Source organism: Cohnella fermenti, from assembly GCF_004801405.1.
Classification (GTDB): Bacteria; Bacillota; Bacilli; order Paenibacillales; family Paenibacillaceae; genus Cohnella; species Cohnella fermenti.
The window spans coordinates 93,712-106,159 of record NZ_SSOB01000028.1 but is presented as its reverse complement, the minus strand read 5'-3'; the positions used below and the strand labels follow the sequence as shown (position 1 = coordinate 106,159).

Sequence of the window (12,448 nt, the reverse complement as noted above, 5' to 3'; positions counted from 1 at the left end):
CGGAAAGTCCAGTCCCTGATTCGATTTTCAAGGTGCAAAATGGCTGGAAATTTTTCGAGCGGCCTCCAGTCCCCTCGGGGACTGGAAATAGGCTCTTGAATGACTTCAAAACATACTATACGAGGAGATTATGCAATGAAAAAATGGTTGTCCGCACTTCTGCTCTTGTCTCTGGTCTTCGGTTCCATTCCGTTCGCAAGCTCCGTCTCGGCGGCGCCGGGCAACAACGCTCTCGTTCTCTATGTCGACAAGGCGAAGGTAACGCATAATGGAGTCGATTATTCGTCCGTTCAACCGACCACGGCAGTCAAAGGAATCTCCTACGCTCCGCTCAGCATGCTTGTCGCCCGTTACGGCTACAGCATCAGCTTCAACAGCGCGACCAAGGAATCCATCGTCCAAGGCAACAATATCGAGATGCGCTGGAAGCTGAATACGTCCTCGTATACCTTGAACGGAGTGACGACCCCCTTCACGGGAACCGCTTATGTCCTGAAGGGAAGCCTGATGGTTCCGGTACGCGCATGGGCGACCGCGACCGGCTCGACCGTCGCGTCGTCGCAAGGGCTGATCACGCTTAAGTGGAGCGCCTTCAAGGAGCCGACGGCCGAATTCGCCGTGGATCAATCCGAGATTTATGCGACGCAGACGAACGTCACCTATACAAGCAAGTCGGAGAATGCCGAATTCATCACCGAAGAGCAATGGTCCGGCAACGAACCGGTCTTCAACGAAGCGGGAACGTACACGATTACCCGCACGGTCAAGGACACGAACGGAGAATGGAGCGAGCCGTATTCGGTTACGATCACCGTTCTTCCTCCGAATCAGGAGCCGGTGGCCAGCTTCACGACCGACAAGACGGTTTACCGAATCGGGGAGCGAATCACCTATACCGACCTCTCGACCGACGACGAGAACGCAATCGCCGATCGCGTGTGGAGCACGAACAAGAAGGACGTCTACTTCACGTCGGGGCAGCAGACGATCAACCTTCGCGTTGTCGACAAGCATGGTCTGTACTCGGAAGTCTCGCAGACCATTACGATCTCGACGGAAGTTCTGTACACGGAAGAGCAATACAACCAGAAGTACACCCTTCCGGGAGAGATATACCAGACCGACGGGCTAGCCGTGCTGAAGTATTCGCTCATTCCGTACACGTTCACAAGCTCGAATCGCAAGCTGCTCGCCTCCAACAGCCCGGAGAACCTGACGAAGCCGGGACTGCTGTACCGCGATACGGTATCGGGAGACTTCCGCCTGTTCCTGTATCACCAGAATCTGGGCGCCGACAAGCTTAAAATTTACTTGGCTGCTACGAACAAAAGCTCTCAGATCGCTAGCGTAAGTCTGGGCGCCGCCGGGCAAGCTGGTCCGGATACGTTCGGTTTGTGGACAGGCAAGCTCGCTTCAGAGCGTTACCTGGACTCCAACGTAACCGGCAAGACGACGCTGACGACGCTTCAGCCGGGTGAGACGAAGCTGATCATGCCGGAGCTCGGCACGAAGGCGCTGAAGACGAACGATGTTTTCTCGGCGTATGCCGATCTGTACTCGAGCGAGAACGTCCAGTTTACGCTGTTCGCCGTCAAGGAGACCGACACCGACCCTCTGGCAACGATGAAGACGTTCGGCAACCTTCCGCGCGACACCAAGCACATTCGCGGCACGTTCGACGGCGCGGACCGGACGATTCAAGTGAGCTCCGTGCTCGGCTCCGAGCCGCAGCGCATTCTGTTCGGCGATCACGTCAACGATCCGTCCCTGGACGGGCGCGACATGCTGAACGGCGTCTATGAGAACAACTGGGGCAACTTCGGCGTCGTCTACAAGATGACGGTGCGGGTGAAGCCGAATACGCTGATCGCGGCCAACGCCCGCGGCGGCGTCTGGTCCGGCGTATTCAAGATCAACGACATTCCGGTGATGGTCTCGAACAAAAGCTTACTGCAGTTGCAGAGCGACGTGTGCGTCCTATACCGGACCGGCAATTACGAAGAGATCGTCGAACTGTCGTTCATGACGGCGCTCGGCTCCAACCTTCCGATGAATGTGCTGTTTATCCCGATGAAATAAATAAAATTATTTTGAGACTAAATTTCATTTATAAAGGTTTAAAAGAGAACACCCACATCTAGCACTTAAGCTAGATTGTGGGTGTTTGGCTATAAATTTGTTTATTGTTTTGTTGATTTTATAAAGTGTAAACTCCTGATAAGTTAAGATTGGTAATCACGTTTTGGATATGAGAGTATAATGTTCGCTGCTCTCCTGCTACAATATTGCCTCCGGATAAAACCCCAGCTAAAGTATGGTTTCCAGATGAACCAGGAAGATAAGTGGGGGCACCGCTATCTCCTCCAGTGCTATAGAGAGCTGCACTTCTTAATCCTACCAGATAGGTGCCATCAACTGATCCGCTTGCATAAGGAGTTCTAAGCGGACCGCATGTAACATCAGATGAGACTCCGCTTTTGCATATTGTTTCTCCAGCAATCTCCGAGCTAATGGATTCAGTAGCGTCCCAATATCCATTGTCATAATTGTAAGGAGAATTAAATGCAACTGTACCGGTAGTGTTAAGTATTATTAAAGCGTCAGTAGTTCCTTGGAAATATTTATAATTTACAGCTCCTATAGATGCATTCCCTTGGGAAAAGTAGTCATATAATGAACCGCAATGCCCTGCCGTCACTAATAAATCTACGGGTCCTGTGGGGCCAATAGTCCAGCCGGTGAAGGCACCAGTACATAATGAACCTGTACTTGTATTGTTAATTGCTAATCCTCCCCTAACCGGTCGTACATAATCAAATCGTGATAGTGGCTGTATACTAGGGCTACTTAGATGAGTTTCTAATATATCCTCTCCATAATTCTTTTTTATCTGTTCAATATATTCCCTATCTTGTTCGCTCGCTTGAACGATTATCTTATTTTTTTCTATTGATATCTCAGTATAAAACTCCAAACTATTATTAATAATGTAATTTATGATATCGTTTTGTATTGAAATTAATTCATTTAACGTATGGTCTACATAATAAATTTCAATATTCTTTTTTTCAGATGAGCTATCAACAATTTTTTGAATGCTTTCTGCATTTGATTTGTTTTTATTGCTTAAAGCGATACGCAACTTCCCATTATCTAACAAGTGATCGTAATATAATCCGCCAAAGAATTCACTGTAATTGGAATTTAGCATCTCTTGCAATTTTTTTCCGTAATTTATCGTTGCATCCCTGATACTTAGTGTTTTTAATTCATCATCCGTAAGATATACGCCATATCTCCCCGGACTATCTTCAGAATAGACCGCTTTCGACAAATTATCCGCTGGGTCAAATCCATAAATTTCCCTGAATGAGTTGCTGATATCCAAATCAGAAATACTAATTCTTTGTTGTTGTGACAAATCAGTCTCTGCATAAACTTGACTAGATACAATGCTGAGTAGTGACAGGACGATTATTAAAGCACGGAAAAAGCTTTTTTTCATAATAAACCTCCTAGTATGTTAAAATAAGGAACGAAGAAAGGGTATCTCATTTTAACTTGTATGTCAAATATGTACATTAATGTTATTGATAATGAGCGTGTCGGTAGTTTGTAGTCCAAACCTAATGTTGAACTTGAACGCGCCAATAAATGATTTTAGTGAATGCTTTTCTTCTGAAGATCCCCGCCCATCACTTCGGAGACCGCCTGAATGGCGATCAGCGCCTTCGAGTCGATCTCGTGTACGATGTCTCGCAGCTTGGCGACTTCAAGCCTCGTGACGATGCAGTAGATCATCTGCGTGTCGTTCTGGCTGTAGCCGCCCTTGGCGTAGATGAGCGTCGTGCTTCTCCCGAGCCGCTGCATGATCGCATCCGCGATCTCGGCGTGCTCGAGCGAGATGATCGTGACCGACTTGGATTCGTCGAGGCCTTCGACAACGATGTCCATCAGCTTGGCGGCAAGGTAGTAGGTGAACACGGAGTACATCGCGGAGTCCCAGCCGAAGACGAATCCGGCGGCGGTGAAGATGAACAGGTTGATGATCATGATGAGCTGTCCGACGGACATGCGGAGCTTCTTCGACAGGATGATGGCGACGATCTCGGTGCCGTCCAGGGAGCCGCCGAAGCGGAGAACAAGTCCGACGCCGGCACCGAGCAGAACGCCGCCGAAGCCGACCGCAAGAAGCTTCTCATTCGTGGCCGGATGGACGTGGTGCAGAAGCTGCGTCATGACCGACATGATCGCGATGCCGTACAGCGTGAAGAACGTGAACGACTTGCCGATCTGCTTCAGCCCGAGGAACAGGAAGGGAAGGTTGATGAAGAAGAGGAAGAGGCCGAGAGGCCAGCCGGTGAGCCTCGACAAGATGATCGAGATGCCGGTGATGCCGCCGTCGATAATATTGTTGGGCACGAGGAACAGCTCGAGCGCGAGCGCCATGACGACGGCTCCTATCGTGATGAAGAACAAGTTCTTTGCGTAATCGGACAGCGTTTTTTTGCGATGGGTTCTGGGCATGATCTTCTCCTCTGCGAGATGGAATGGGGATTGCCTTCGGCTCTTGGGAGTTTTCGCCATTCGCGGCCGCCTTATTCGCCCGATTTGACTCGGAGGCCGAAGGAGTTCAGAATAGAGCGAAGAAGGCAAGTAGGGAGTTGAGCCGAATGCTGCGCCGAGTAGCCCAAGCGCCGATTCGTTTCTATCGGATGTTCATCTCTCCGCTCAAGCCTCCGACATGCCGGTTCGCACCGACCTGCTCCGCCTATGCGCTGGAAGCGATTGAGGTTCACGGCGTGTTGAAGGGAAGCGGTCTCGCGGTCGTGCGCATCTGCAAGTGCCATCCTTTTCACCCCGGTGGGTACGATCCCGTTCCGGAGCGCAAGAAGCCGCGTCGCGGGCTTGACAGCGGCAGCGATCTTCCGTAAGATAATGCCAATAACCACTCCGATGAAGAGATAAGTACGAAGGTACATCCGTCCCAGAGAGCCGGTGATCGCTGCGAACCGGTGCGGAAGCCTTGGGAACATGGTCTTGGAGGATTCGTTCTCGAGCTTCGGCGGTCAACTCTGCCGGGTAAGGGGCGACGCGGGTCCGGCGTTAGCGGAACGACTGGCGGCATGCCGGTCTCAAGAAGCCTTCCCGCTCCACGGGCGGAAGGGAAGTTGGGTGGTACCACGTGAGCGATGCTCTCGTCCCATAGCGGACGGGAGCTTTTTGACGTTCTTGGCCGCAAGGCGGCCATACACTTTGAGGAAGGGCGGACTTACGAGATGGCGGATAACAAAACCTTTTACCTGACAACCCCGATCTATTACCCGAGCGACAAGCTGCACATCGGCCATGCCTACACGACGGTTGCGGGCGACGCGATGGCTCGCTACAAGCGGCTGCGGGGCTACGAGGTCATGTACCTGACGGGAACCGACGAGCACGGCCAGAAGATACAGCGCAAGGCGGAGGAAGCGGGCAAGACGCCTCAGCAGTTCGTCGACGACATCGTAGTGGGCATTCAGGATCTGTGGCGCAAGCTGGAGATCTCCAACGACGACTTCATCCGAACGACGGAGAACCGTCACAAGCAGATCGTTCAGCAGATCTTCGAGAGGCTGGTGGCAACCGGCGATATTTATAAAGGCGAGTACGAAGGCTGGTACAGCATTCCGGACGAGACGTTCTACACGGAGACGCAGCTCGTGGACCCGGTCAAGAACGAGAAGGGCGAGATCGTCGGCGGCCGAAGCCCGGACAGCGGGCATCCGGTGGAGCTCGTCAAGGAGGAGAGCTACTTCTTCCGGATGAGCAAGTACGCGGACCGGCTGCTCGCCTATTACGAGGAGAATCCGGACTTCATTCTCCCCGAGTCTCGCCGCAACGAGATGATCAACAACTTTATCAAGCCGGGCCTCGAGGATCTGGCCGTCTCCCGCACGACGTTCGACTGGGGCATCCCGGTTCCGGGCGACCCGAAGCACGTCATCTACGTATGGATCGACGCGCTGTCCAACTACATTACCGCGCTCGGATACGATTCGTCGGACGACTCGCTGTTCCGGAAGTACTGGCCGGCCGACGTGCATCTCGTCGGCAAGGAGATCGTGCGCTTCCACACGATCTATTGGCCGATCATGCTGATGGCGCTCGATCTTCCGCTGCCGAAGAAGGTGTTCGCGCACGGCTGGCTGCTGATGAAGGACGGCAAGATGTCCAAGTCGAAGGGCAATGTCGTCGACCCCGTCAAGCTGATCGACCGCTACGGCCTCGACGCGCTGCGCTATTACTTGCTCCGCGAGGTGCCGTTCGGAGCGGACGGCACGTTCACGCCGGACAACTTCGTCGAGCGGATCAACTACGATCTCGCCAACGATCTCGGCAACCTGCTGAACCGCACCGTCGCGATGATCGAGAAGTACTATGACGGTGAGATTCCGTCGTACGAAGCGGAATCGGAAGGGACGGAGTTCGACGCGGACTTGGAGAACACGGCCGCTTCCGTCATCGCCAAGGTGGAAGAGACGCTGGAGATGATGGAATTCTCCGTTGCGCTCTCCGCGATCTGGCAGCTCGTCAGCCGCACGAACAAGTACATCGACGAGACGAAGCCTTGGGCGCTTGCGAAGGACGACGAGAACAAGGGGCAACTGGCATCGGTCATGGGCCATCTCGCGGATTCGCTGCGCATTGTATCGATCATGCTGCAGCCGTTCCTGACCCACACGCCGCTTAAAGTATGGGAGCAGCTCGGGCTAAGGGAGGGCGGAGCCGCGACCCGATGGGAGAGCATCCGCTCGTTCCGCGGCATTCCGAAGGGAACGAAGGTGGCGAAGGGCGACCCGATCTTCCCGCGGCTCGACATGGCGGAGGAGATCGCCTGGATCGTCGACATGATGGGCGGCGGCAAGTCTGCCGCAGATTCCGCGGACGGCGGCGAGAAGGAGGCGGGCTCGGCATCGGCTGCGGGTTCGGCCAGCGCGGCGGAAGCCGGCGCTTCCGGCGACGAGCAGGAAGCCGTCGATCGCAAGGAGGAGATCGGGATCGACGACTTCGCCAAGGTCGAGCTTCGCGTCGGCCAGGTCGTCGCCTGCGAGCCGATCCCGAAGGCGGATAAGCTGCTCAAGCTGCAGCTCGATCTCGGCTTCGAGACGAGGCAGGTCGTCTCCGGCATCGCGAAGTTCTACAGGCCGGAGGAGCTCGTCGGCCGCAAGGTCATCTGCGTCGCGAACCTGAAGCCCGTCAAGCTGCGCGGCGAATGGTCGCACGGCATGATTCTCGCCGCCTCCCACGGCGACCAGCTCACGCTCGCCACGGTGCCGGAAGGCATGCCTAACGGCGCAGTCGTGAAGTAAATCCCGCAAGCTTAGCCGCGAGGACGTTAACCGCCCGGCCAAGGTCGATCGACCTTGGTCGGGCGGTTATTTGCATTCGGCGCGCGACGGGGCACAGGGGAATAGAGGCTCTAACCTAACACATAGTCGTCGCCCCTCTCCCGGCACTCCATCACCTCTCCAAGCACCATATCCCCCTCTGCTGGCATTATGTCTCTTCTCCCATTCGGTCAGGATAGGGATAAGCCGAGGCGAGGATGCGCCGAATCGGAGAGGAGCATAGAGAACAGCTTGACAGCCCCTTTGCTAACATTATGTCTCTTCTCCCATTCGATCAGGATGGGGATGAGCCGAAGCGGGGAAGCACTGGGCCGGAGAGGAGCACAAAGAACAGAAACAAAGAACAGAAACAAAGAACAGCTTAACCTCAGTGGTAGAGCTGGACGCGGAGAGGTCACGGAGACGAACAGTTCGATCTCGAAGGCGGAAGTCCGATCAGGCAAGCGGGAGAATGATGGGCATAGACTGCATCCAATCGATATGAAAAATCACGCCGCAGACGACCATCTGGATCGCTGCTGAAAAGGGCCCTGCACCGTGCGCTGCCATGAAGGGGCACCTGCGCCGTGCGTTGCGAAGAAAGAGCACCTGCACCGTGCCCTGCGAAGACGGGGGCTTCCTGCGCGGTGTACAGGGGGATCAGTGAGGGGCAGGAGACATCGGCGGCGACACCGGCCGCGGTCAGGGGCAGCGCCGGTCGGGAACGGCAATGGTCTAGGCGCGGCAATGGTCGGAGGGACGGCGGCGGTCGAGACAGGACGATGGTGGAATCGCGGTGATACTGGGGACGGTGGAACGACCAGCGACGGTGTTCAGGGTTGCTTCTGCGCTGCGTGCAGAGTTAACAGGCCGACCTGAGAGCGGCTGGGGAGCGCTGCACGTGCCGGAAAGCCTGGCAAGCCTGCACCATTAACCGAACGCAGTCGCCTCCGTTCTGACGGGCGTTCCACCGGAAGATGGCCTCCGCCAGATACTTGGGTAAAGAGCTGGCTCCGATGCCGCGATAGGTTGTCCGAATCCGCTTGAACTCCGCACGAAGGATCGGGACCATCGTCCGGCAATGGCGAACGGTCAGCAGCCAGGAGCGATGCACATCGTTCGCCTGGCTGGCGGGATCGGAAGCGAAGCATTCGCGCTTGACGAGCTGGCGAGCCTCCTTCGTGAGAGAACCGCCGTGCATCTGTTCGCGTTCGAGTACCATCCAGCTCCATCGCACAGGTTGACCGGCGCCATCGATCTCCATCGCTGCGGCAACCGGCTGCTCCTGCTCGTTCAGCTCGAAGAGGGACGGCAGGGAAGGACCGTAGATCGCCAAGCCGGCTTCTACGCGCCCGCTCAGCCGATCCGCTCCGTCATGCTCAAGCAGAAGGCTCGCGCGAATCTTATTCATCATGGCGTGAGCCGTTTTGTAGGTGACGCCGATCTGCTTCGTAAGCTGCGTGGCGTTGATGCCGGAGAAGGGATCGCTCATGCGTTCCATGGCGAACAGCCACTTCGACAGCGCTGTCCGCGTGCCTTCCATGCAAGTGCCGGAGGTAACGGAAGCCTGGTAGCGGCAGCGCGCGCATTCATATAGAGGCCGACGGCGAGTGGCGATCGTATACGCCTCCCGATGGCCGCAGAGCGGGCAGCGATACCCGTCAGGCCACCGGCAGCGGTAGAAATAAGCCGCGCAAGCGTCTTCGCCGCCTTGCTTCGCCAGAAACTCCGCATAGCTCTCGAGCATGAGAATACCTCCAATATAAGAACGAATGTTCCGTCTATGCACATGCCTCAGGGTTGAGGATGTGGAGTGGTCAAAACACAGGCATTGAGCAACCGGTCAAAGATTTGATTGGGATCAAAACGATGGTTGAAACGGAAACAGAACTCGTCAAAGCAAGACTGCATATACTTGGCTCCGAGTCCGTGGAACGTGCCTTGAATGAAGGCTTTGACGTTGCTGATGACGGTGTGCAGAGACTTTAGACACTCATTGTCGTCTTCCTTGTCGTACGCCTTCGGCTCGTGCTTAACTCCTTCTTGTCCAAGCGGCTTGTCAGACTCATGGCCGTCGGAGACAATGGTGCTGCCAGGTTCCACGAGCTTGTGGCGACGCGCTTGATCTCTTCAATTGATACGCTCTCGATGACGGCTTTGGCTTTATCAGTCCCGCGGCCGTCCTTGCCTCTGCGAGGCGCTCCGAAGTATGCATCATCCCTGTCTACAAGGCCTGAGAGCTTATACGGATCGTCGCGATCGGCCATCGCGGCGCGGATTGTTCGCATCAAACGTTGAGCTGTACGGTAGTTGAGGGCGAGAAGTTGGGATAGGGAAAGCGCTGACTTTCCACGCTTGTCGTGAGCGACTAAGTAAAACGCCCAGAACCAGGTAGTCAGAGGAAGCTTGGTCTTATGGAGCAGCGTACCCGCCGTCACCGAGGTCTGGTAGTGACAGGCTTGGCATTCGTAAAGCTGGCGGGTTCGGATGTAGGAATAGGCGTCATGCTTACACTTGTCGCAGACGAATCCATCTTTCCAGCGTTTATGAGCCAACTAATCAGCACAGTGTTCCTCCGTAGCAAATTCTTTTTGAAATTGCAGCAGCGACATCGGCAATGCTTTTGCCATCGTCTTTAACTAAGAACGTATGTTCGTCATAATCATTTTACCACACACACGTTCGTATTTGAGGTAATACTGAGCAGAGCGCAAAACAAGAACAAATGTTCTCTTTTATTGTAGCATTTTCTGGAATAAATGCAAGAGGATCTGTCAAAAAATGTTGGCGCGAAAAGGCCGTGATCCGGGAGGGAGAGGTTCCTGATCGAAGGGGAGAAGAGACATAAGTGTCTAGGAAGGGGATGTTGTTCGCACAACTTACCACAATAAGGAAATTCCGCAAGGTGGGAGGACGGCAAATAGGCGGAAGGGGCGATGAGACGGGAGAAGAGGAGAGATGGCGTTCGGTGAGATGAAGAAGATGGGGGGGAGTGAAGGTACAGAGGAAAGTGGAGGCACAGGGGAAAGTGATGGTACAGGTGATGGTGATAGCGCAGGTGAAGGTGTACGTTGATGGTGTACGTTGATGGTGAAGGGGGGCGGCACTCCTCGTCAGAGTCATTCCCCGTCAGTTGACAGAGTTGAAGCTCCCGGAGTATACTCCTTAAAGCGTAATTAATACGATTAAGAGGAAGTTGGGAACGGAAATGAAGCTGAGAACGGGACGAAGGGCCGCCGCCGCGCTTGCGCTGCTGCTTGCTACATTCACCGCGCTCTCCGGCTGCGGAGAGCAGAAGAGTACGTTCGTCGAGGGCAAGGTGAACGTTGTGACGACGTTCTATCCGCTCTATTATCTAGCAACCGAGATCGGCGGAGACGACGCCAACGTCGTTAATCTGATTCCGACGGGAGTCGAGCCGCATGACTGGACGCCGAAGAGCAAGGACCTGCAGACCGCGTCGAAGGCGCAGTTGTTCATCTATAATGGAGCGGGCCTGGAGGGCTGGGCGGAAGATTTCCTGCATGGGACGGGCTCGAACGGCGGTCTGAAGATCGTGGAGGCGAGCGAAGGGATCGCGCTCCTCTCCGGCAACCCGGAAGAGGAGGAGGACGGGGACGGGGACGGGGAAGAGCACAAGCACGAAGAGGGCGACGGCCACCATCACGACGCGGACGTTGATCCGCATACGTGGGTCAGTCCGAAGTCCGCGCTGATCATGGCGGATAACATCCTCCAGGCGTTCATCCAGGCGGACCCGGCGAACGAGGCGGCATACGAAGCCCGTTACGACGATCTTCAGGCCAGGCTGGCCGAACTGGATCGGCAGTTCACGCAGCAGCTCGGGGCGGTGCCGAACAAGGACATCGTTGTGACGCATCAGGCTTTCGGCTACATGGCGCGGGACTACGGCCTGAATCAGGTCGCGATCATGGGGCTGTCGCCGGAGGCGGAGCCTCGTTCGCAGGACCTGCTGGACGTCGCGGCGTTCGTGAAGAAGAACAACGTGCGGACCATCTTCTTCGAGGAGCTCGTATCCAATCAGCTCGCGAAGACGATCTCGGGCGAGACGGGCGCGGGCATCGACGTGCTCAGCCCGATCGAGGGCTTGACCTCCAAGCAGGAGAAGGACGGCGAGACGTATATCACGCTTATGGAGCGCAATTTGCAAAACCTGGTGAAGGCATTACAATAAAGAAGGCATACCGGAAGGAGATCCATTGATGACAACGACTGTCGTTCCTGATTCCGTCGCTCCTGATCCCAACGTCGCTCCTGTCGTCGCTGTCTCTCTGAACGACTCGAACGAGCGCCCTCCGGCGAGCACGCCCTCCTGCCACCGGGAGATCGTCTCGCTTCAGGACGTCACGTTCTCGTACGGGTCGCAGCATGTGATGGACAACGTGAACTTCGTCGTGCGCGAGCGCGACTTCGTCGGCCTCATCGGCTCGAACGGCGCCGGCAAAACAACGCTGCTCCGAATGATCGTCGGCCTGCTGAGGCCGACTTCCGGCGAGATCAAGCTGTTCGGCACGCCGATGTCCCGGTTTAAGGAGTGGCAGCTCATCGGCTATGTTCCGCAGCGCAACCACTTCAACCCTCTTTTCCCAGCGACGGTTCGGGAAGTGGTGCTGTCCGGCCTGTACGGGCGGCGCAAGCTGCTCAGGAGAAGTACGAAGGAAGACCATCTGCGGGCGGAGGACGCCCTCAAGACGCTCAAGATCGGCGATCTGGCGGAGAAGCGGATCGGGGAGCTGTCCGGCGGGCAGCAGCAGAGAGTGTTCCTCGCAAGAGCGCTCATCAACAACCCGAAGCTGCTCATTCTCGACGAACCGATGTCGGGCATCGACACCGAGACGCAGAATAACTTCTTTAACCTGCTGCTCCATATGCACAAGAAGCACAACATCACGTTCTTGATGGTATCGCACGACCTGGACATGGTCCGCTCCTACTTGGGAGAGGCGCCCAGAGCCAAGAGCGGCAAGCTGTCGTTCCATGTTCGGCACTCGCATGACCTCGAGGATTGCGTGGAGACCGATCTGCTGCATTCCTTGCGGCAAGAAGGGTAGGGTAGG

Annotated in this window: 8 protein-coding genes and 1 pseudogene; 5 read left to right on the top strand and 4 right to left on the bottom strand. The window is 55.6% G+C overall.

The window, feature by feature from the left end:
- Positions 1–135 precede the first annotated feature (135 nt).
- Positions 136–2,079, top strand: a complete 1,944-nt coding sequence (locus E6C55_RS20770) for a stalk domain-containing protein (protein WP_168735780.1) — start codon at positions 136–138, stop codon at positions 2,077–2,079.
- 118 nt (positions 2,080–2,197) lie between these two features.
- Here E6C55_RS20770 and E6C55_RS20765 read toward each other — a convergent pair whose 3' ends face one another.
- Together E6C55_RS20765 and E6C55_RS20760 are read right to left on the bottom strand one after the other, a co-directional pair.
- Positions 2,198–3,505 (bottom strand): S1 family peptidase, encoded by a 1,308-nt coding sequence (locus E6C55_RS20765; RefSeq protein WP_136371737.1) that lies wholly within the window; start codon positions 3,503–3,505, stop codon positions 2,198–2,200.
- Positions 3,506–3,660: 155 nt separating this feature from the next.
- The gene (locus E6C55_RS20760; protein WP_136371736.1) at positions 3,661–4,527 is read right to left on the bottom strand and encodes a YitT family protein; all 867 of its coding nucleotides are present in this window, start codon (positions 4,525–4,527) and stop codon (positions 3,661–3,663) included.
- A 146-nt stretch (positions 4,528–4,673) separates the two neighbouring features.
- On the opposite strand from E6C55_RS20760, the gene yidD reads away from it, so the two are divergent.
- Positions 4,674–4,934 carry a membrane protein insertion efficiency factor YidD gene (gene yidD / locus E6C55_RS20755; protein ID WP_211093621.1) on the top strand — a complete coding sequence of 87 codons (261 nt, stop codon included), beginning with the start codon at positions 4,674–4,676 and terminating at the stop codon, positions 4,932–4,934.
- Positions 4,935–5,279: 345 nt separating this feature from the next.
- The gene (gene metG, locus E6C55_RS20750) at positions 5,280–7,352 is read left to right on the top strand and encodes a methionine--tRNA ligase (protein ID WP_230986777.1); all 2,073 of its coding nucleotides are present in this window, start codon (positions 5,280–5,282) and stop codon (positions 7,350–7,352) included.
- An 880-nt stretch (positions 7,353–8,232) separates the two neighbouring features.
- Here metG and E6C55_RS20745 read toward each other — a convergent pair.
- A complete protein-coding gene (locus E6C55_RS20745; protein WP_136371733.1) occupies positions 8,233–9,117 on the bottom strand; it encodes a transposase in 885 nt (294 codons plus the stop codon).
- Between the two features lie 47 nt (positions 9,118–9,164).
- Positions 9,165–10,000 (bottom strand): annotated as a pseudogene (locus E6C55_RS20740) (IS1595 family transposase).
- 578 nt (positions 10,001–10,578) lie between these two features.
- Between E6C55_RS20740 and E6C55_RS20735 the strand changes: the two are divergent.
- Together E6C55_RS20735 and E6C55_RS20730 are read left to right on the top strand one after the other, a co-directional pair.
- Entirely contained in the window at positions 10,579–11,565 is a 987-nt protein-coding gene (locus E6C55_RS20735; RefSeq protein ID WP_136371732.1) for a metal ABC transporter substrate-binding protein, read from the top strand.
- 28 nt (positions 11,566–11,593) lie between these two features.
- Positions 11,594–12,442: a metal ABC transporter ATP-binding protein gene (locus E6C55_RS20730; RefSeq protein WP_136371731.1), complete on the top strand. Its 849-nt coding sequence runs from the start codon at positions 11,594–11,596 to the stop codon at positions 12,440–12,442.
- The last annotated feature ends 6 nt before the right edge of the window (positions 12,443–12,448 follow it).

Bases quoted from the DNA above. Each gene is read 5' to 3' on its own strand.
- yidD (WP_211093621.1), top strand. From the start codon at position 4,674: ATGCTGCGCCGAGTAGCCCAAGCGCCGATTCGTTTCTATCGGATGTTC.
- E6C55_RS20735 (WP_136371732.1), top strand. From the start codon at position 10,579: ATGAAGCTGAGAACGGGACGAAGGGCCGCCGCCGCGCTTGCGCTGCTG.
- E6C55_RS20730 (WP_136371731.1), top strand. From the start codon at position 11,594: ATGACAACGACTGTCGTTCCTGATTCCGTCGCTCCTGATCCCAACGTC.
- metG (WP_230986777.1), top strand. From the start codon at position 5,280: ATGGCGGATAACAAAACCTTTTACCTGACAACCCCGATCTATTACCCG.
- E6C55_RS20760 (WP_136371736.1), bottom strand. From the start codon at position 4,527: ATGCCCAGAACCCATCGCAAAAAAACGCTGTCCGATTACGCAAAGAAC.
- E6C55_RS20745 (WP_136371733.1), bottom strand. From the start codon at position 9,117: ATGCTCGAGAGCTATGCGGAGTTTCTGGCGAAGCAAGGCGGCGAAGAC.
- E6C55_RS20765 (WP_136371737.1), bottom strand. From the start codon at position 3,505: ATGAAAAAAAGCTTTTTCCGTGCTTTAATAATCGTCCTGTCACTACTC.
- E6C55_RS20770 (WP_168735780.1), top strand. From the start codon at position 136: ATGAAAAAATGGTTGTCCGCACTTCTGCTCTTGTCTCTGGTCTTCGGT.